This window comes from Glutamicibacter halophytocola, assembly GCF_001302565.1.
In the GTDB taxonomy this organism is placed as follows: domain Bacteria; phylum Actinomycetota; class Actinomycetes; order Actinomycetales; family Micrococcaceae; genus Glutamicibacter; species Glutamicibacter halophytocola.
Genome location: NZ_CP012750.1, coordinates 2,152,827 through 2,172,679 on the forward strand (window position 1 = coordinate 2,152,827; position 19,853 = coordinate 2,172,679).

Sequence of the window (19,853 nt, forward strand, 5' to 3'; positions counted from 1 at the left end):
ACTAGAGGCTTGATCCCACGAATCCAACGAGGTCAACAAGTCGCGAGGAGTAGCCCCACTCGTTGTCGTACCACGAAACAACCTTCACGCTGTTGCCCATGACGGTGGTCAGGCCGGAGTCGAAGATCGACGAGTTCGGGTTGGTGACGATGTCCGAGGAAACCAGTGGATCGGTCGAGTACTCCAGAACGTCCTTCAATGGACCTTCGGAAGCGGCCTTCTCGAATGCAGCGTTGATTTCCTCAGCGGTTGCGGTGCGAGCCAGGTTGACGGTCAGGTCGGTTGCCGAACCGGTTGGAACTGGAACGCGCATAGCGTAGCCGTGCAGCTTGCCCTTGAGCTCTGGCAGTACAACGCCGATTGCCTTGGCGGCACCGGTCGAGGTAGGGATCAGGTTCAGTGCGGCGGCACGAGCACGACGTGGGTCGCTGTGCGGTGCATCCTGCAGGCGCTGGTCAGCGGTGTATGCGTGGATGGTGGTCATCAGGCCGTCAACAATGCCGAATTCGTCGTTCAGCACCTTGGCCAGTGGGGCCAAGCAGTTGGTGGTGCACGAAGCGTTCGAGATGATGTTGTGGTTTGCAGGATCGTACTTGTCCTGGTTCACGCCCATCACGATGGTGATGTCCTCATCGGTGGCCGGAGCCGAGATGATGACCTTCTTTGCACCGGCGGCGATGTGCTTCTTGGCATCTGCTGCCTTGGTGAAGAAGCCGGTCGACTCGATGACGACGTCGACGTTCAATTCTCCCCATGGGAGGTTTGCTGGATCGCGCTCGGAAAGGACCTTGATGCGGCGCTCTCCGACGACGATGGTGTCGCCTTCTACGGAAACTGCCTCGCCGACTGGGCCGAGTACAGAGTCAAACTTCACAAGGTGAGCAAGCGAATCGATTGAACCAAGGTCGTTGACGGCGACAATTTCGATGTCTGCCTTATGGGCCAATACTGCACGCAGGAAGTTGCGTCCGATACGACCGAAACCATTGATTCCAACACGGGTTGTCACGTGACTATCTCCTCTAAACGGGATGATTGCGCCACGTCCGCACGTAGACGGAAGTGGCCTTCTTTGTGAGGACACTCCGTTGTGCCGTGCTTTGCGGATCCCAGTGGATCACTGGGACCCGCAACACACTTGAAACATTCTACGCTATTTTTGCGCTGAATGTGAGCTAACTTACCAGATTAATTATTTGCCTGGAACGATCAGCGATGCTGCGCCATTGCGGGCAGCTTCAAAACGAGCCTGGACGTCTGCCCAGTTCACGATATTCCAGAAGGCCTTGACGTAGTCGGCCTTCACATTGACGTAATCCAGGTAGAAAGCGTGCTCCCACATGTCCAGCATCAGCAGCGGGGTGGTTGCCACTGGAATGTTGCCCTGCTGATCGTAGAGCTGCTCGATAACCAGCTGGCCACCGAGTGCGTCGTATGCCAGGACAGCCCAGCCCGAGCCCTGCAGGCTCATGGCTGCTGCGGTGAAGTGGCCGCGGAAAGCATCGAAGGAACCGAAGAAATCGTCGATGGCTGCAGCCAGCTCGCCCTCTGGCTTGTCGCCGCCCTCTGGGGACAGGTTATTCCAGAAGATCGAGTGGTTGGTGTGGCCACCGAGGTGGAATGCCAGGTCCTTGGACAGCTTTGGAATGTTGCCGAACTCGCCCTTTTCGCGAGCGTCAGCCAACTGCTCCAGTGCCGAGTTTGCGCCTGCAACGTAGGCTGCGTGGTGCTTGGAGTGGTGCAATTCCATGATGCGAGCCGAGATGCTTGGCTCAAGTGCGGCGTAGTCGTACTGCAGTTCTGGCAGTGAATAAACAGCCATGATTCTCCTCAATCTTCTCAATTGGTTGAATCTCCGCGGGAGGTCTCCCACGGGGACATTTTTAGTGTTCCAGTTCGTCTAATGGAACGCTGGACTCCGTACCTGGTATTCCCAGATCACTGGCTTTTTTGTCCGCCATGGCCAAGAGGCGGCGGATTCGGCCAGCGATGGCGTCCTTGGTCATCGGAGGTTCGGCCATGCGGCCAAGCTCATCCAACGAGGCCTGCTTGTGCTCCAGGCGCAGCAGCCCGGCATAACGCAAATGCTCGGGAACTTCATCACCCAGAATGGAAAGCGCACGCTCAACGCGAGCGCCGGCAGCCACCGCTGCCTGCGCGCTGCGGCGCAAGTTGGCATCATCAAAGTTCGCCAACCGGTTGGCCGTAGCGCGTACCTCTTTTCGCATGCGGCGTTCTTCCCAGACCATCAAAGCGTCGTGGGCACCCATGCGGGTCAATAGTTGCGCGATTGCGTCGCCGTCGCGAATGACTACGCGGTCAACACCGCGCACCTCGCGAGCCTTGACAGTCAGGCCCAATCGACGCGCTGCGCCCACCAGAGCCAATGCTGCTTCTGGACCGGGGCAGGTAATTTCAAGCGCTGAGCTGCGGCCAGGCTCGGTCAATGAACCGTGAGACAAGAATGCGCCACGCCAGACGGCTTCGGCATCAGCTGTTGAGCCATTGACAATGACCGAGGGCAGTCCGCGCACCGGCCGCCCGCGCTGGTCGAGAAGTCCCGTCTGCCGGGCTAGAACTTCACCGTCTTTGGCCACGCGGACAATGTATCGGCTGCCCTTGCGGATGCCAGAGCCGGAGACCATGACGATCTCTGCTTCGTGGCCATACAACTCGCCAACGGCAAGCTTCAGGCGGCGGGCCGTCGCAGCCAGATCCACCTCAGCTTCAATGACAATTCGCCCGGAGACAATATGCAGTCCCCCGCTGAAGCGGAGCATCGTCGAAACCTCGGCCTTGCGGACCGATGGCTTGCGAATCTCAACCCGCGACAGCTCGTCTTTGACGGAAGCCGTCAATGCCATGAATCAAACTCCCTTACTTGGATCTTCTTAAGATCCGATCGCGGTAAACACCTCATGATAGGCCGCCGCTAGTCGCAACGGGTCGTGCACTGCACGACCGTCAGATACTCCTACTGTACTAAAAAAGACCCGTGCGCCGAGTTTTTGCGCTGCCAGCTCAAATCTCTGGCGATTGTGAATCTTGGACTCATCGGCAATGATCGCGTCAAAAGTCACATCCGGTGCGTACCGGCCGAGCACCTCCAAGTGAGCGGCCGCATCCATGCCGGTGGTTTCTTCCGTTTCCATCGACAGGTTCATGGTCAGCAGTTTCTTCGCTGTTGTCGATGCAATGGCCTGCCGCATGTCGGGCAAGAGCAAATGGGGCAGTACCGAGGTGTACCAAGAGCCCGGGCCAAGGATGACCCAATCGGCAAGCTCGATGGACTCCAAGGCTTCAGAACAGGCAGGGGCATCCGACGGCTCCAGATGAACATTCGTGACCAGTCCCCCGGAGCCAGCGCGCGCCAATTTTGCCTGGCCGTCGATCCGCCGGCGTACCAGCGAATCGCTTTCGTCGGACTCGAGCACTTCACCATGAATGGACAGCGGGACAGTGCTCATCGGCAGGACCTGGCCGCGAGCGCCGAGCAGCGCGCCAGCCCACCGCAGTCCTGCCACCGGGTTGTCCAGCAACTCCCATAAGGCCAGGATCAGCAGATTGCCCACGGCGTGCCCGTTCAGCGGCTCGTCCTGGTTCGCGTCGGATTCGAAACGATGCTGCATGACGTCGCGCCATGTACGGCCCCAATCGTTGTCGTCGCACAACGCGGCTAATGCCATGCGCAAATCCCCTGGGGGCAAGACGTCGAAGGACCCTCGCAAGCGGCCCGAGCTGCCGCCATCATCAGCGACCGTGACAACAGCGGTCAGATCGGTGGTCAACCTTCGCAGCGCGGACAACGAGGCATAGAGGCCATGTCCTCCACCGAGCGCCACCACCGAGGGGTTGCGCTGGTCATTGCCCCGGGATAGTCCCTGTATTGAAATTGGACCTGTCGCAAAGGCCATGGCAGCTACTCGCGTCCCAGGTCGCGATGGCTGATGCTCACGCGAACATTCGGGAACTGCGCAAGGCGCCGTCCCAGTTCGATGGTTGTTGCCACTGAACGGTGCTTGCCACCGGTGCAGCCCACCGCGATGGTGGCGTAGTGCTTGTTTTCCCGGCGGTAGCCTTCGAAGACAGGCTCCAAGGCCTTGAGATAGTTCTCAATGAAATCCCGGGTGCCTTCCTGGCTGAGCACATACTCCGAAACTTCTTTGTCCTTGCCGGTTTGAGGACGCAGCTCGGGAACCCAGTGCGGGTTGGGGATGAACCGGACGTCAGCCACGTAATTGGCATCGGTCGGCAGGCCGTATTTGAAGCCGAAGCTCATGACGTTGATGCGAAGAATGATTGGGCCGGATTCGCTGAACAATTCGTTGATCGAGCGCGCCAGGTCGTGAACCGACATCGAGGAGGTGTCCAAGATGATCTCGGCGGCTTCGCGAAGTTGTTCGGTGATGCCGCGTTCGCGGGTAATCCCGTCAACGATGCGCCCGTCACCCTGCAGCGGATGCGGGCGGCGCCCCTGCTCGAAGCGGCGGATCAATACGTCGTCGCTGGCATTGAGGTAGACCAGCCTGAATTTCACGCCGCTGGAGGTCAGGTGCGCCAGGGCATCTCGGATCTCCGGGAACATTTCCTTCGAGCGAACGTCCATGACAACGGCCATCTTGGGAATGGAGCCCTGGGAACGGCTCATCATTTCGGTTAATGGTCCCAGCATGGCCGGTGGCAGGTTCTCCACCACATACCAGCCCTGGTCTTCCAGAGCATGGGCGACCGTGGTACGACCGGCACCTGACATGCCAGTTACGATCACTAGTTCAGACTCAGGCGGTTTTACAGCTTCATACTCAGCGCTCATGTTCCAAGGCTAGTCGACAATTTCGCCTGTCGTCATATTCACGCTTGGACGTGAAGCATCCTCAAGGCTTTCTTTGATGACGGTGGCAAGCTTCTCACCGATGCCAGGAACTTGAGTCAGCTCGTCGACGTTCGCAGCACGAATCTTTTTCATTGATCCGAAGTGCTTGCGCAATGCCGCCTGCTTGGCTTTCCCGAGTCCAGGCACCGCGTCCAGCTCGGAGGAAATCATTGACTTCGCCCGCTTCTCGCGATGGAACGTGATGGCAAACCGGTGCGCCTCATCGCGAAGCCGCTGCACAAGGTACAGGGATGCCGAAGCACGTGGAAGGATGACCGGGAAGGGATCATCGGGAAGCCAGAGCTCTTCCAAGCGCTTGGCGAGTCCGACCACTGGAATGTCGTCAATTCCGAGATCGTCCATGGCTTTTTGGGCCGCGGCGACCTGTGGCGGCCCGCCGTCCACGATGACCAATGAGGGCGGATATGAGAACTTCTTCTTTTCGACCTCGCCGATCGACCCATCCTCGACTGCACCGGTTACGAAGGCCGTTGGATCGACTTTTTCTTTCAAGTACCGACTGAAGCGTCGATATATTACGTCGTACATGCTCGCGGTATCATCGCGTGCCGCATCGCCGGTGATGGAAAACTTCCGATACTCGCTCTTTTTAGGGAGCCCGTCTTCGAATACCACCATGGACGCCACAACGTTCGTGCCTTGCGTATGCGACGCGTCGTAGCATTCAATGCGCAGCAAGGCCTGTTCGGCGCCTAGTGCTTCTTGCAGTTCCTGCATGGCCAATGAACGGGTAGTGATGTCCCCAGCCCGCTTGGACTTGTGCAATCGCAATGCCTGTTCGGCGTTTTCCTTCACGGTTCCGGCCAGCGCCGCCTTGTCGCCGCGTTGCGCTACGCGCAGCGAGACCTTGGAGCCGCGCAGGTCCGAAAGCCAGGTGGCCACTTCGTTGATGTCCTCGGGCAGTGTCGGAACCAGGATCTCGCGAGGGATCCGATCGGCGTGATCCGCGTAAATCTGGGTCAGCAGCTGCTCGACGAATTCAGCATCGGAAGCGTCGGATACCTTTTCAACTACCCAGCCTCGTTGCGAGCGAATTCGGCCGTCCCGCACATGGAAAACCTGCACCGCAGCTTCCAATTCGTCCCCATGGACCCCGAAGATATCGGCTTCAGTGCGATCGTCCAAGACAACGGCATTACGTTCGAAAACGCGGTTCAGCGCAGAAATGTCGTCGCGATAGCGAGCGGCTTGTTCGTATTCGAGTTCGGCGACGGCTTCCTGCATTTTTACCGTGAGCGCCTTGGTGAACTTGGTTGCCTCACCACTCATGAAGGTGCACAGGTCGTCAGCCAGTTGACGGTGGTCTTCTTCGCTTATGCGCCCGACGCAGGGTGCCGAGCACTTGTCGATGTAGCCGAGCAAGCATGGGCGCCCGGACGCTTCGGCACGCTTGAAAACGCCGGGGGCGCAGCTGCGGACCGGGAATACGCGTAAAAGGGTGTCCAGGGTTTCTCGAATGGCTTTGGCCGGATAGAAAGGGCCAAAGTACTTGACGCCCTTGCGCTTGTCGCCTCGCATGACAAGAGCACGGGGGTACTTTTCATTCAAGGTCACCGCAAGATACGGATACGTTTTGTCATCGCGGAAAACGATGTTGAATCTGGGGTTGTATTCCTTGATCCATACGAATTCCAGCTGCAGGGCTTCCAGCTCGGATCCAACAACGGTCCACTCGACACTGCCCGCGGTGAAGACCATGGCTCGCGTTTTGGGCGTCAGGCGGTCGGGGTTGGCGAAGTACGACGTGAGTCGATTGCGCAAAACCTTGGCTTTGCCAACATAGATCACACGGCCATGCTCGTCGCGGAACCGGTACACGCCGGGCTTTGTTGGAATATCCGAGGTCTTCGGACGGTAACTTGCTGGATCAGCCATAGGTTATTTCGCGTCTGGAGGTAACTGATTATATGAGTCCACGCGCTGCTGGCCAGAAAGCTCAGCAATTGCATCAACGATGCGGTCGGTCGCTTGGCGACGTTGCGGCAGCGGATGCTTTCGGCCCAGCTGGTCAAAGTGCAGTGGTTCACCATAGTGGATATGGAATTTTGCCGGCCTGAAGCCCTTGGAGCCTGCTGGCTGCAGCTTTTCAGTCCCGATGAGGCCAACAGGGACTACAGGTACGCCAGTGGTCAGTGCCAGCCAGCCTACGCCAGTGCGTCCCCGGTAGAGCTTTCCGTCGCGGGAACGGGTTCCTTCGGGATAGATTCCGATTCCGCCGCCCTCCTCAATGATGCCGACCAAGGAATCCAGGGCAGCCACAGAAGCAGCCTGCTCGCCGCGCTGCACGGGAATTGATCCAACGGACTCGAAGAAGGTTTTCATGAGCTTGCCCTTGACACCTGGTGTGGTGAAGTACTCTGCCTTTGCGAAGAAGGCAACGTCACGAGGGGTCAGGGCCTGGATAATCAAGGAGTCGAAGAAGGATAGGTGATTGGAAGCGACAATGAATCCGCCCTCTTTGGGCACATTTTCAAGGCCGGTAACTTCGGCGCGGCATATTCCATTAATTACGCCGCGAATCGAGGCTCGCGTCATGGTGTAGATGCTCATCTATTTCGCACCTTCCTGCATGACGCTTGCTTCAATTTCGAAGGAACGGGCTATATGCTCCCCCAGGATCGCCTTTGCTAATTCACTGACGTTTTCGACTTGGAGGTCGGCGCTGGCCAGTTCGTCGCCTTGCGCGAATCCCCAAGCCACACCGATAGATGCAACAGAATTTTCACGCGCCGCATCCAGATCGTAGTACCGATCCCCCACGACAACGCTCGAACTCGCCTCAAGATCCCCGTGGGACAAGGCTTCAGCAACGATATGCGTCTTGCTCGAACCGGTACTGCCGTGCTCGTCAGCGTTTCCATGGATCGCGTCGAGGTGCTCAGTCAGGCCTTTGCGTTCCAGAAGCAGGCGTGCGATGTTCACCGGTTTTGCGGTGGTCACAGCGACGTAGATGTTCTCGTGGCGCAGCGCCTCAAGAAGCGAGACGATCCCCGGATAAACCAGCGAATCGTCCATGCCCACCTCTTCGTACCGGGCACGGTACGTCGCGATGATGGAGTCGATATTTTCGTCGGTCACCCCGTCAAGGGTGCGCAGCCCAACTTGCAGTGGCGGACCCACCAGCGCTTCAACACGTGCCTCTCCTGGATCCGGGAGACCGTGGGCCACGAGGGCATGACGAATACCCGAGGTAATAGCACCTGCGGGGTCAACGAGGGTCCCGTCAAGATCAAAGAGCACACTTGTTACCGACATATTCACTTAGCTATCTTCCCATGAAGCGGGCGTGGGTCAGGAATCCATGACCGAAATGGCATATTTCCCCGATCCGCTCCACCACTTCTACAGGATTTCGGCCAAGAACCTCCCGGTGTGCGATTCGCCGACCTTGGCGACCTTTTCAGGCGTTCCAGTCGCCAGAATGGTGCCACCGCCGGAACCGCCTTCAGGACCAAGATCAATGACCCAGTCGGCCGACTTAATCACGTCGAGGTTGTGCTCAATGGTCAAGACGGTGTTGCCCTTGTCCACCAGGCCTTGCAAGACCTTCAGAAGCTTGCGGATGTCCTCAAAATGAAGACCTGTCGTTGGCTCATCCAGGACGTAGATGGAACGGCCGTTCGAGCGCTTCTGCAATTCAGCGGCAAGTTTAACGCGCTGGGCTTCGCCACCGGATAGCGTCGTCGCCGGCTGGCCCAAGCGGACATAGCCCAATCCGACATCGACCAAGGTCCGCAGGTGGCGTGCGATCGGCGTGAAGGCGCTGAAGAATTCAGCTCCCTCGGCAATTGGCATGTTCAAGACATCTGCGATGTTCTTGCCCTTGTAAAGCACCTGCAATGTTTCGCGGTTGTAGCGTGCACCATGGCAAACCTCGCACGGCACGTAGACATCAGGCAGGAAGTTCATCTCGATCTTGAGCGTTCCATCGCCAGAGCACGCCTCGCAACGTCCGCCCTTGACATTGAACGAGAATCGACCCGGCTGGTAGCCGCGCAGCTTGGCTTCGTTGGTCTCGGCAAAGAGCTTGCGAATGTGGTCGAAAACTCCCGTGTACGTAGCAGGATTGGACCGCGGAGTGCGGCCAATCGGCGACTGGTCCACGTGTACGACTTTGTCCAGGTGCTCAAGGCCGAGCACCCGGGTATGCCGTCCCGGTACTTGCTTGGCGCCATTGAGCTTATTGGCCAGCACCTTGTACAGGATGTCGTTGACCAAAGTGGATTTGCCCGAACCCGACACGCCAGTCACTGCGGTAAGCAAGCCCAGCGGGAATTCCACGGAAACATCCTGCAGGTTGTTTTCGCTGGCGCCGACTACCTTGAGCTTGCGGTCCTTATCAACCTTGCGGCGCTTCGCTGGGACATCAATCTTCTTGCGCCCCGAGAGGTAGTCTCCGGTCAGCGACTTGGTGTTGGCCTTCAATCCTTCGACCGAGCCCGAGTGCACTACTTCGCCACCGTGCTCACCGGCACCTGGCCCAATATCCACGATCCAGTCGGCTTCGGCGATGGTGTCTTCGTCGTGTTCAACAACGATGAGCGTATTGCCCAAGGAGCGCAGATGCAGCAAGGTGTCGATCAAGCGGCGGTTGTCGCGCTGATGCAACCCGATAGATGGTTCGTCAAGGACATACAGGACACCGACCAGACCGGAACCGATCTGAGTTGCCAAGCGAATGCGCTGAGCCTCGCCACCGGACAGGGTGCCGGCAGCGCGCTCCAGGGTGAGGTATTCCAGGCCCACATCCAAGAGGAACTTCATGCGGGCGTCAATTTCCTTCAGCACCTGGGCTGCGATCTTCGCCTCGCGGGACGATAGCTCAATGGTCGACAGGAAGTTGGCGGCACTGCGCAAATCCATAGCCGACACTTCAGCGATGGAACGCCCGCCGATCAGGACCGACAGCGACGCAGGATTCAGGCGCGCTCCGCCACACGTCGGGCAAGGAATCTGTCGCATGTACTGTTCGTAGCGATCACGGGCATGATCGGACTCTGTTTCTTCATGCTTGCGGTGAACGTAGGAGATGACCCCTTCGAAACCGGTGGAGTACTTGCGCTCACGGCCAAAGCGGTTCTTGTACTGGACCACAACCTTGTGGTCTTTGCCGTTAAGGATCGCTTCGCGGGCCTTGGCAGACAGGTCCTTCCACTGGGTCTCCATGGTGAAGCCGAGCTCGTGGCCCAGGCCTTCGATCAGGCGATTCCAGTATTCAGTGGTTGCCTTGCCCAACGACCATGGGGCGATTGCGCCGTCTGCTAGGGCCACTTCTGGATCGGGCACGATCAGGTGCTCGTCAACTTCCAGCTTGGTGCCGATGCCCGAGCATGCCGAGCACGCGCCGAAAGGATTGTTGAAGGAGAATGTGCGTGGCTCGATTTCATCGATGGCCAGTGGATGCTCATTAGGGCAAGCCAGGTTTTCCGAGAATGCCCGAACTCGTTTCGGGTCATCTTCGGCAAGGTCGACAAAGTCGGCCAGCACGCGGCCGTCGGCGATCCCCAGCGCGGTTTCAATCGAATCGGTCAGGCGTTGGCGTGCATCTTCCTTGATGGCCAAGCGGTCAACGACGACCTCAATGGTGTGCTTCACCTGCTTGGCCAATTTCGGCGGATCATTCAACTGAATGGTGGTGCCATCAACGCGGGCGCGCGAGAATCCCTTCGAGGACAGCTCGGCGAAGAGGTCGACGAACTCGCCCTTTCGTGCGCGAACCACGGGGGCAAGAATCTGGAAGCGAGTCTTTTCGGGCAGCTCCATGAGCTGGTCCACGATTTGCTGTGGAGTCTGCTTGGAGATCGGCTCATGGCAAATGGGGCAATGCGGGCGTCCGACACGAGCCCACAACAGACGCATGTAGTCGTAGACCTCGGTGATCGTGCCTACTGTTGACCGGGGATTCCGGCTGGTGGACTTTTGGTCAATCGACACCGCCGGAGACAAACCCTCAATGAAGTCAACATCTGGCTTGTCTACCTGCCCGAGGAACATGCGGGCGTACGCAGAAAGCGACTCAACGTAACGCCGCTGGCCTTCAGCGAAGATCGTGTCGAATGCCAGGGAGGACTTGCCGGATCCGGAAAGTCCGGTGAAGACGATCATCGCGTCGCGGGGCAGATCGATGTCCACATTTTTCAGGTTGTGCTCACGCGCTCCCTTAACGACCAGGCGAGTGAGATCTGTTTTCTTGCTCTCTGCAGTAATAGCCACGAAGCCATACTAATCGAAAACTGCTTCGAATAAGTGTACGAATGGACCTATCTCACAGAAATTTTTCTCGAGGTGTATTCGCAGTCCCGGCGAGCGCCAATCCGGGGCTAGTTTCCACTGGCATCAATCAAGCGATAGGCCACCATGCCTTGAAGCGTGCTAAGTACAACCAACTCTTTTTCGTCATAGCCGACACGTCCAAATTCCTGAACGGCAGGAATTGAATTAGTAGGTTTCCACGAACCACGCTTGCAGACTCCCTGGGCCTCTTGGAACAAAGTATCGCCTGATGCCTTATGGTCCCACGGTGCTGTTGTGCCCAATGTCGCGGAATAGATGTAATACGGATCTCGGTCAAACCTGCAAATCGTCGTTTCCCCCAGCACCTGTTGCAGCGCGATAGTTCTTCCTTCTTCTTTAGTGACCGCCTGGTCGCCACCAGCAACTGGAAGTAGCGTCATCGCTTTTCTATTTAGAGGAATACCGGCATCCTCAAGTCGTTCATCGTAAGCGTATGGGTCTGACAGTTTGAGCCGCCACTTTCTGGCGCCTGTTTTTATATCGATCCCACTCGCGGTCCATGTGACGTTGGTTGTCTTGGCGTAGATTCGACCGCGTTTTCTCGTCAGCACCTGCGTTCCTGCATCGTAGTGGCACACGACTGCAGTTTTTTCGTCGGCCATGAAACCTTGCCCAGTTAGGTCTCCACACCCATAAGCGATTCCTTGTAGTTGCCAAAGGGTACGTCCGGTTTTTGCGTCCAACGCGACAAGTTTGTTCAGGTCGACCATCCGATATTTGGCCTTTTTCTTTTCAGAATCGATGAAATCATCCTGCGTGAGAGACCCAAAGCCGATCAGGATCTCTTTGTTCTTCCCCACTGAATCCCAATGCCATCCGCCGGTGGAACCATACCCTTTGGCGAAAACTTTTTCGTAGGGTCGTTCCCACAAGAGTTTTTTGCCATGCGAATAGCTCAGGATTTCCTGATCATTCTCGTTCCAATAGGACGTGATGCCTTCGCCGAGGCTCCTGCCACCTTCCCGGATTCCTTTTTCAAGTTCGCGTTCGGGAACGACTTGCCATTGCCTCGAAGCCCAATCGAACTTGAGGTTCACACGTTCGAGCAAGTTCTCGCCACGAGATTTTCGTCCTTCAGTACAGAAGGTGTCGCCACAGACCGACGGTCGATCGCCCCAAAACTCGAAGTTGTTTTTGATCCTGTAAGGCTTGCCCGTGGCGACATTGGTGATTTTCAGCTGGCCATAAGCCCCGGTTTTAGTCCCGAGGTATGCGACATACGTCTTTCCGTTGTACTCGGCGGTAATTATTTCCGGAACGATGCCCTGAGCATCGGCCGCCCCAAGCGCTTCATCTTTCCAAAGCTGCTTGCCGTTGTTCAGGTTTCTGGCAATGACTGCCATCTGCGGTCCCTGGCGCCGATAGGCAATGGCTACCTCGCCGAGAACTTTTACGTCAGATACGAGAACTTCATCGCTTTCCCAGGCAACAGTCGCGGACACGGGCACCTGCTATTGTGGCGTCTCTGGGCTTGATTCCGCCTTGTTCGCAGTACAGCTTGGCAGCCCAAGACCGAGAATTAGCGCCCCTGCAGCGATGACCGCGAAACTCGCGTAGTGCGTGCGACCATTCCTATCCGAGTTCATGGTGGATTCCTGCCTCCGGGAACGTTAATTAGTTCCAGAGTCTAAACCGGGATCTCGAGCTTCCAGGAGAGCTATCCACAAATCTTTCAATCACTGATTCGTGGACTCAAATGCCTAGTCGCTTAGCGAGGCAAGGAGCTGAAGGCGGCACGCAGGTACTTTACGGCAGTGGCCTCATCGACTGACCACAGCTGCGCAATCCGGGCCAAATCCGCTGCCGCATCGCTAACTTCTTGTTCGGCTCGGTTCTCTGCAGCCTGTACTACTGTTCCGTGGCGCCCTCGCGTTACAACTGCGCCCTGCAGCTCAAGTTCTTTGTAAACCTTGGCGACAGTATTTACTGCCAGGTTCAGTGTGCCCGACAGCGCCCGCACCGAGGGAAGCTTGCTTCCTGGCGCTAATTTGCCTTTGGCGATCGCGGAGAGAATTTGTTCACGGACCTGCTGGTACGGCGCCACGGCGGACTTGGGGTCGATCTTGATGAAACCTAGTTCACTCATGCTTTGTTCCATTCTCCAGGACTATGACTTCTGCTGTCCCGAGCCTATCGCGTTGAGCATATATTCCAACGTAGTGTGATGGTATGAACGAACTATTGCTAGATGATGTGACCATCCGCTGGATTTCGGTTTCCGACATGTCGAACAATGTCTATCTCATTACCAACCGCCGGTCGGGCGAACAGCTGCTCGTTGATGCCGCGGATGATGCAACGGCTATCGCGAGGCTGATCGATGAGGCAAGGAACGACGCGGACCATCCGCGGATTGCAGGAATCGCGACAACGCACCAGCACTGGGACCACGTTCGCGCCTTGGCAGAGCTTGTCGAGCAAAACCCGGTGACGACCTACGCAGGCGCCGACGATATGGAAGGCATCAAGAAAGAATCAGGCGTCCAGGTCACGAAGGGTTTGAATCATGGCGACCAGCTCAAGCTGGGCGATGTCATCATCGAAGCCATCCACCTGCGCGGGCATACTCCCGGTTCCATCGGCTATGCGCTGGTGGACTCCTCCGGTCAGCCAGTGGTCCTCAGCGGCGACAGCTTGTTCCCCGGTGGCGTGGGAAACACCTGGAAAGATCCGCAGCGCTTCCTTTCATTGATCACTGACGTATCGGAACGAATCTTCGACCGCTTCCCGGATGAAACCAAAGTGCTGCCGGGACATGGCGACTCGACCACTCTGGGAGCCGAGCGCCCGCATCTGGACGAGTGGCGTGAACGCGGCTGGTAGCCCTCGGCTAAGGGCATGCGGCCACACCGCATCCCGGCCCGTATAATCACCACTAGTGAATTCTAGTTCTCCTCGACGCTATGCCATCCGGCCTTCTCGGCCAGCCATCTTCATTGCGGCCCTGGCACTGATTGCGGTCGTGTCCTACCCGTTGCGCGATGTCCTGTATCTGGGCCTTTCAGGATCCGTGAGGGACTCCGCGGTGTTGTCCGCAGCGGCTGTCTTCTGCTCGGAAACCCTGCTCAAGTTCTTGATGCTCGGAGCCATCCTGCTCACGGTGGCTATCTGGTTCCGGGACCGCAACACCTTCTGGCGTCTGATCTGCGGTGCCCTCGGGGCGGTGCTGGCCTACGCACTGAGCGAACTGCTCAAGGCGCTGGTCACCGAAGAACGCCCCTGTCGAACCCTTGAAGCGGTCACGGCAATGGCATGCCCGCAGCCCGGGGATTGGTCCTGGCCCTCGAACCATTCGGTGGTGGCAGCGGCCATCGCCACAACCTGCTTGCTGGTTCGACCCGCGTTGGCCGCCGTGGCCATTCCTGCTGCCCTGCTGGTTGCCCTGGCCCGCGTGGGCGTGGGAGCGCACTATGTCCACGATGTATTCTCCGGCCTGGCGCTCGGCGCGCTGATCGTGCTGGCCTGCATCCATTTGCTGCCCGGGCTGCCGCGCAGAGTCCGTCCTTCGGCTGTTCGCTGACCTCAGCCGAGCTTATGGCCGATCATGAAAATGCGGCGGAAGGGGAAATTCGTCAGTCTGGTGCCATCGCGGGTTTCAAAAAACGGGTAGTGCTTGGAGACCTGGGCCCGGTAATCGTCTTCAAAACGGAGGTAGTCCTGCTCGTCCAGTGCGTGGCGCACCGGGAGCAGGGCCGTGCCGCGGACCCAATCCAGAATCGGGTCGTCGCCCAGCAGCAACTGCTGGAAAGTCGTCTCCCACACATTTGCCTGGAACCCTGCGTCGAGCAAGAGGCGCTGATAGTCTTCCGGCTCCCCCACAACATGGCCGTCGCGCAGAACGCCGCCGAGCTTGCCAGCCCACTTCGCGCTTTCAGCGACCTGCCGCATGAGCGCATGTGAAGGCGAACCGAAGTTGCCCGGCACCTGGATCGCTACATACGAGCCGGTTTTCATCTTCCCAAGCCAGGCAGCCAGCAAGTCACGATGATCCGGCAACCACTGCAGCATTGCGTTGGAGAACAGCAGATCCAGATCCTCCTCTGGTTGCCATTGTCTCGCATCTGCCAACGCAAAATCCAGATTCGCTTCATGCTCGGACGATTCGGCCTTGGCGATCATATCCTGCGAGGAATCCAGCCCCGTCACCTGCGCTTGCGGCCATCTTTGGGCGATGAGCCGAGTCATATTGCCCGGACCGCAGCCCAGATCCACAACCTTCTTCGGCTCCACGTCGACTAGCTGGCCGAGCAAATCCTTGTAAGGGCGCCCACGGTAATCAGAGAATTCTGTGTACTTTGCTGGATCCCATTTCATGCCCTAAGCCTAAACCTTTGAACCGCACCCCGATCAGGCGCTCAGTCACACTTCTCAACCGATAGGCTAGTAGCATCATGTTGCTCACCGAATATTTGCCAGCAGACAGCAAAAACGTATCCGACGACGAAATCTACAAGTCGTTCGGCCAATGGGTCGCAACCCGCGGCATCACCCTCTACCCCGCACAGGATGAAGCGTCGATGGCGCTGGCTGGCGGCAACAACGTCATCTTGGCCACCCCCACAGGCTCAGGCAAGTCCATGGTGGCCATTGCCGCGCATTTCTACGCCATGGCCCGCGACCAGATCAGTTTCTACACCGCGCCGATCAAGGCGCTGGTATCGGAGAAGTTCTTCGACCTGTGCAAGATCTTCGGTGCCGAGAATGTCGGCATGGTCACCGGCGACTCCTCGGTCAATGCGGACGCGCCGATCATCTGCTGCACCGCGGAGATCCTGGCGAATATCGCGCTGCGCGAAGGCTCAAAGGCCGATGTCGGCTGCGTCATCATGGATGAATTCCACTTCTACGCCGACCCGCAGCGCGGCTGGGCCTGGCAGGTGCCACTCATTGAGCTTCCCCAGGCGCAGTTCCTGCTGATGAGCGCCACCCTCGGCGATGTCACCCGCTTCGAGAAGGAACTCGAAGAGCGCACCGGCACCCCGACGGTCACCGTGGCTCATGCCGAGCGCCCGATCCCGCTGCACTTCTACTACTCCATGGAGCCGGTGCAGGAAGCGGTGGAGGAGTTGATCAAGACCAAGCAGGTCCCGATCTACATCGTCCACTTCTCCCAGCTCGACGCGATCGACCGCGCTACCGGGCTGATGAGCGTGAATGTGGCCACCCGCGAGGAGAAGGAAAAGATCTCGGAGATGATCGGCGGCTTCCGTTTTGCCGCTGGCTTCGGCAAGACCTTGAACCGCCTGGTGCGCCACGGCATCGGCATCCACCACGCGGGCATGCTGCCCAAGTACCGCCGCCTGGTCGAGCAACTGGCCCAGGCCGGCCTGCTCAAGGTCATCTGCGGCACCGACACGCTGGGCGTGGGCATCAACGTGCCGATCCGCACCGTGGTCATCACCGCGCTGTCCAAGTTCGATGGCACTCGTACCCGTATCGTGAACGCCCGCGAGTTCCACCAGATCGCCGGCCGTGCCGGTCGTGCGGGCTTCGATACCGCAGGCACCGTGCTGGTCCAGGCCCCCGAGCATGCGATCGAGAACCACAAGGCCATGGAAAAGGCGCTGAAGAAGCATGGCGAGGGTTCGTCGAAGCTCAAGCAGATCCCGAAGAAGAAGCCGCCGCAGAACTTCGTGACCTGGGGCGAAAAGACCTTCGAGAAGATCGTCGAGGCCTCCCCCGAGACGCTGAAGTCCTCCTTCCAGGTCTCGCACTCGATGCTGCTGAACCTGCTGGAGCGCGAAGACAATGCCTTCGAAGCCGCCCGGCGCCTGCTCTCCGAGAACCATGAGACCCCGGCCTCGCAGCGCAAGCTGAAGCTGCGCGCCCTGGGCATCCTGCGAGAGCTGATCGCCACAGAAGTTGTGGTGCGCCGCGAAGAGCCCGACGAGTACGGCAACTACTACGAGCTGACCGTGCACCTGCAGCAGAACTTCGCGCTGAACCAGCCGCTCTCCCCCTTCGCCCTGGCCGCCTTGGACCTGCTGGATCCGGATTCCGCCAGCTACGCCCTGGATGTGGTCTCGGTGATCGAAGCGACCCTGGAAAAGCCGCGCCAGGTGCTCTCGGGCCAGGAGAAGAAGGCCCGCGGCGAAGCCATTGCCGCGATGAAGGCCGAAGGCATGGACTACAACGACCGGATGAACGCGCTGGACGAAATCACCTATGCGATGCCGCTGGCCGAGAAGCTGGAATCCGCGTTCGAGCAGTACCGCTCCGGCGCCCCCTGGCTTTCGGACTTCGAGCTGGCGCCGAAGTCCATCGTGCGCGACATGTACGAACGCGCCATGGGCTTCTCCGATTTTGTCCAGTACTACCAGCTGGCACGCTCCGAGGGCGTCCTGCTGCGCTATCTGACCGATGCCTACAAGGCGCTGCGCCAGACCGTCCCGCAGGACGCCCTGCGCGAGGACCTTGAAGACCTGATCGAATGGCTCGGCGAGATGATCCGCCAGATCGACTCGTCGCTGCTGGACGAGTGGGAGGAGCTCTCCCGCGGCGAGCTGAGCGAAGAAACCGAAACGGCCCCGCCTCCGGCACCGGAAAAGCTGACCAGCAACAAGCGCGCATTCCGCGTGATGGTGCGCAATGAGATGTTCCGCCGCGTCAAGCTATTTGCCGACGAACAGGATCAGGCTCTGGCCGAGCTCGATGGACATAACGGCTTTGACGCCGATACGTGGGCCGATGCGATGGATGGCTACTTCGACGAGCATGAGGACATCGACGATGGCCCGACCGGGCGCAGCTCGAAGCTGTTCATTGTCAATGAGCTGCCCAGCCGCGTATGGGAAGTCCGCCAGATCTTCGCCGACCCTTCCGAGCACCACGACTGGGGTATCAGCGCAACGATCTCCCTGGACGACTCAGATGAAGTAGGCGCACCAGTGGTGACCGTGACTTCCGTGGGGCGCATGGACTAGCCCGATGACCGCCATCAGCTACGTGGTGCTCCGCCGGGGCAACGAGGTGTTGTTGCAGCTTCGGACGGGCACGGGCTTCATGGACGGCTGCTGGGGTATTTCTGCTGCTGGACACGTCGAGCCTGGCGAATCAAGCGAGGCCGCGGCGATCCGGGAAGCTCGGGAAGAATTGGGCGTGAGCATTGCTCTGGCCGATCTTCGGGCGCTGGCCACTGTGCCGCGGCAGCAACCGGTGGCAGGCGCCGATGGCATGACAGATCATTTTTATCTGGCCACCGCTTGGGCTGGAACGCCTCGGATCATGGAACCGGATAAGGCCGCGGATTTACGCTGGTTTAGGGATGATCTGCTTCCCGAAAATCTGGCACCCCATGAGAAAGCAGCGCTCTCAGGGATTCTTCGACGATAGGGGCCAAAGCGCCCGGCTGCCCGATCAAGGCAGCTTCGCCTCAATATCCGGTTTGATCTCTCAAGGATACTGCCCGTTGCAGGGTTATCGATAAATCGATAGCCAGGCAGCGGGCAGTGTCGTAGGGTATGGCCATGAACGGATTACAGCTGCGCCTGGCAGGTGCTTGCGTCATACTGTTTGTCCTGATCGTCCTGCTCAGCGGCTGGTCGGCACTTTTTGCCGCCGAAGCGCTGCTCTCCACCTTGCTCCAGGCTGGGCTTTTGGTGCTCGGGCTGGCATTGGTCTATCAAGGCGAAAACCTTCGTGCGGCTCAAGCCAAATACTGAAGTTATCAACCCGCGAGCTCCTTGAGCCAACTGGAGCAGGCGACGGCCTGCTGTGCGTGATAATCGCGCAAAGTAGGCATCGAAGGTATCGGCGGTCTGCGGGCAGCGTCCCAGTAAAATCCAGTTAACCCAGCCAGTACAGCAACCAGTGCCTCAGGAGCTATTGACTCGAAAACAGGGTGTGAGTCGACGATAGCCTGAACGTCGAGTTCAGGAACGTGTAATCTGGCCTCGATCAACACTGTCAAAGCGTCGTACCACGAGGCACCGCGGGATGCCCACGGCCAATCCACGAATGAAATATCTCCACTGTCACTAATCAGGATATTGTCGGCACGCAAGTCGGAATGAACCAAATCGTCCCCCGAGAGTGAATCAGCTCCGAGCTCCGACAACTTATCAAGATACTCAAGATTCTGCGCAATCCAACGATCGTCAGGTTCAAATCCGTCTTTGATCATCCGGCCGAAACCTGCAAAGTCCTCTCGGAGCTCCTCTTCAAGGATTGGAAGACTCTCGACCGCTTGCACTTCAACGGTTGAACTAATGCTCACCAACGTGTCCAGAACCCTATGAAGTTCCTCGGTTTTCCACGGGACACTGGGGCAGGTGCCCTCAGCTGCGGCAAAGATCAGCGCTTGCCACCCGTGCCATCGAACATCTGACAAGAATTTCGGGGCCGGAATAGTTGCTGGCAAGCTAGCGGCAATCTTTGCCTCTCTCGCGTGTAATGAGGCCGCATGCTGATTAACGCCAGCATCCACTGCTTTAACAAACACCGTACGTCCATCTCGTAGCTTCAGCAGGTCGGCGCTTCCAGGCGAGAATCCACCTGTTCGGCTCACAGAGCCAACCACATGGGTGCATAATTGGCATTCAATGATTGAACGTAGTTCCTGCGGAAGTTCAGGCCACGAGACCCGCCTCGTGAATTCAATTCGCATGAAATGCGATACTGCCAGATCACTGCCTAGTTAACAAGCGCTACTGCAATGACACGCTTC

At 58.3% G+C, this 19,853-nt stretch carries 18 protein-coding genes; 5 read left to right on the forward strand and 13 right to left on the reverse strand.

Going from position 1 to position 19,853, the window contains the following annotated elements:
* Nucleotide 1: 1 nt before the first annotated feature.
* The 11 genes from gap to AOZ07_RS09940 form a co-directional block, all read right to left on the reverse strand.
* On the reverse strand, nucleotides 2–1,009 hold the full coding sequence (gap, locus tag AOZ07_RS09890) for a type I glyceraldehyde-3-phosphate dehydrogenase (protein WP_060701847.1): 1,008 nt from the start codon (nucleotides 1,007–1,009) through the stop codon (nucleotides 2–4).
* Nucleotides 1,010–1,192: 183 nt separating this feature from the next.
* The gene (locus AOZ07_RS09895) at nucleotides 1,193–1,822 is read right to left on the reverse strand and encodes a superoxide dismutase (protein WP_060701848.1); all 630 of its coding nucleotides are present in this window, start codon (nucleotides 1,820–1,822) and stop codon (nucleotides 1,193–1,195) included.
* A gap of 61 nt (nucleotides 1,823–1,883) precedes the next feature.
* The gene (gene whiA / locus AOZ07_RS09900) at nucleotides 1,884–2,864 is read right to left on the reverse strand and encodes a DNA-binding protein WhiA (protein ID WP_060701849.1); all 981 of its coding nucleotides are present in this window, start codon (nucleotides 2,862–2,864) and stop codon (nucleotides 1,884–1,886) included.
* Nucleotides 2,865–2,891: 27 nt separating this feature from the next.
* Nucleotides 2,892–3,914, reverse strand: coding sequence for a gluconeogenesis factor YvcK family protein (locus AOZ07_RS09905; protein ID WP_060701850.1), 1,023 nt, complete (start codon nucleotides 3,912–3,914; stop codon nucleotides 2,892–2,894).
* Between the two features lie 5 nt (nucleotides 3,915–3,919).
* On the reverse strand, nucleotides 3,920–4,813 hold the full coding sequence (gene rapZ / locus AOZ07_RS09910; protein WP_060701851.1) for an RNase adapter RapZ: 894 nt from the start codon (nucleotides 4,811–4,813) through the stop codon (nucleotides 3,920–3,922).
* A 9-nt stretch (nucleotides 4,814–4,822) separates the two neighbouring features.
* Nucleotides 4,823–6,769 carry an excinuclease ABC subunit UvrC gene (gene uvrC, locus AOZ07_RS09915; RefSeq protein ID WP_060701852.1) on the reverse strand — a complete coding sequence of 649 codons (1,947 nt, stop codon included), beginning with the start codon at nucleotides 6,767–6,769 and terminating at the stop codon, nucleotides 4,823–4,825.
* A 3-nt stretch (nucleotides 6,770–6,772) separates the two neighbouring features.
* Nucleotides 6,773–7,444: a lysophospholipid acyltransferase family protein gene (locus tag AOZ07_RS09920; protein WP_060701853.1), complete on the reverse strand. Its 672-nt coding sequence runs from the start codon at nucleotides 7,442–7,444 to the stop codon at nucleotides 6,773–6,775.
* Nucleotides 7,445–8,149, reverse strand: a complete 705-nt coding sequence (locus AOZ07_RS09925) for an HAD hydrolase-like protein (protein ID WP_075972474.1) — start codon at nucleotides 8,147–8,149, stop codon at nucleotides 7,445–7,447. It lies immediately after the preceding gene.
* Between the two features lie 87 nt (nucleotides 8,150–8,236).
* Entirely contained in the window at nucleotides 8,237–11,107 is a 2,871-nt protein-coding gene (gene uvrA, locus AOZ07_RS09930; RefSeq protein WP_060701855.1) for an excinuclease ABC subunit UvrA, read from the reverse strand.
* A gap of 107 nt (nucleotides 11,108–11,214) precedes the next feature.
* The gene (locus tag AOZ07_RS09935; RefSeq protein WP_060701856.1) at nucleotides 11,215–12,630 is read right to left on the reverse strand and encodes a PQQ-binding-like beta-propeller repeat protein; all 1,416 of its coding nucleotides are present in this window, start codon (nucleotides 12,628–12,630) and stop codon (nucleotides 11,215–11,217) included.
* Nucleotides 12,631–12,896: 266 nt separating this feature from the next.
* Entirely contained in the window at nucleotides 12,897–13,274 is a 378-nt protein-coding gene (locus AOZ07_RS09940; RefSeq protein WP_060701857.1) for a GntR family transcriptional regulator, read from the reverse strand.
* A gap of 83 nt (nucleotides 13,275–13,357) precedes the next feature.
* Here AOZ07_RS09940 and AOZ07_RS09945 point away from each other — a divergent pair, with 83 nt between their 5' ends.
* Both AOZ07_RS09945 and AOZ07_RS09950 read left to right on the forward strand, forming a co-directional pair.
* Nucleotides 13,358–14,011 carry an MBL fold metallo-hydrolase gene (locus AOZ07_RS09945; protein WP_060701858.1) on the forward strand — a complete coding sequence of 218 codons (654 nt, stop codon included), beginning with the start codon at nucleotides 13,358–13,360 and terminating at the stop codon, nucleotides 14,009–14,011.
* A 55-nt stretch (nucleotides 14,012–14,066) separates the two neighbouring features.
* Entirely contained in the window at nucleotides 14,067–14,708 is a 642-nt protein-coding gene (locus tag AOZ07_RS09950) for a phosphatase PAP2 family protein (protein WP_194943637.1), read from the forward strand.
* Between the two features lie 2 nt (nucleotides 14,709–14,710).
* On the opposite strand, the gene AOZ07_RS09955 is transcribed toward AOZ07_RS09950, so the two are convergent.
* Nucleotides 14,711–15,502: a trans-aconitate 2-methyltransferase gene (locus tag AOZ07_RS09955; RefSeq protein ID WP_060701860.1), complete on the reverse strand. Its 792-nt coding sequence runs from the start codon at nucleotides 15,500–15,502 to the stop codon at nucleotides 14,711–14,713.
* A 77-nt stretch (nucleotides 15,503–15,579) separates the two neighbouring features.
* Here AOZ07_RS09955 and AOZ07_RS09960 point away from each other — a divergent pair, with 77 nt between their 5' ends.
* The 3 genes from AOZ07_RS09960 to AOZ07_RS09970 all read left to right on the forward strand — a co-directional run bounded on the left by AOZ07_RS09960 (nucleotide 15,580) and on the right by AOZ07_RS09970 (nucleotide 18,849).
* Complete coding sequence (locus AOZ07_RS09960; RefSeq protein ID WP_060701861.1) at nucleotides 15,580–18,111, forward strand: DEAD/DEAH box helicase; 2,532 nt, start codon at nucleotides 15,580–15,582, stop codon at nucleotides 18,109–18,111.
* Nucleotides 18,112–18,115: 4 nt separating this feature from the next.
* Nucleotides 18,116–18,520: an NUDIX domain-containing protein gene (locus tag AOZ07_RS09965; RefSeq protein ID WP_060701862.1), complete on the forward strand. Its 405-nt coding sequence runs from the start codon at nucleotides 18,116–18,118 to the stop codon at nucleotides 18,518–18,520.
* Between the two features lie 134 nt (nucleotides 18,521–18,654).
* On the forward strand, nucleotides 18,655–18,849 hold the full coding sequence (locus AOZ07_RS09970) for a hypothetical protein (protein WP_171919689.1): 195 nt from the start codon (nucleotides 18,655–18,657) through the stop codon (nucleotides 18,847–18,849).
* A 5-nt stretch (nucleotides 18,850–18,854) separates the two neighbouring features.
* On the opposite strand, the gene AOZ07_RS09975 is transcribed toward AOZ07_RS09970, so the two are convergent.
* The gene (locus AOZ07_RS09975) at nucleotides 18,855–19,793 is read right to left on the reverse strand and encodes a protein kinase family protein (protein ID WP_171919690.1); all 939 of its coding nucleotides are present in this window, start codon (nucleotides 19,791–19,793) and stop codon (nucleotides 18,855–18,857) included.
* Nucleotides 19,794–19,853: the final 60 nt, after the last annotated feature.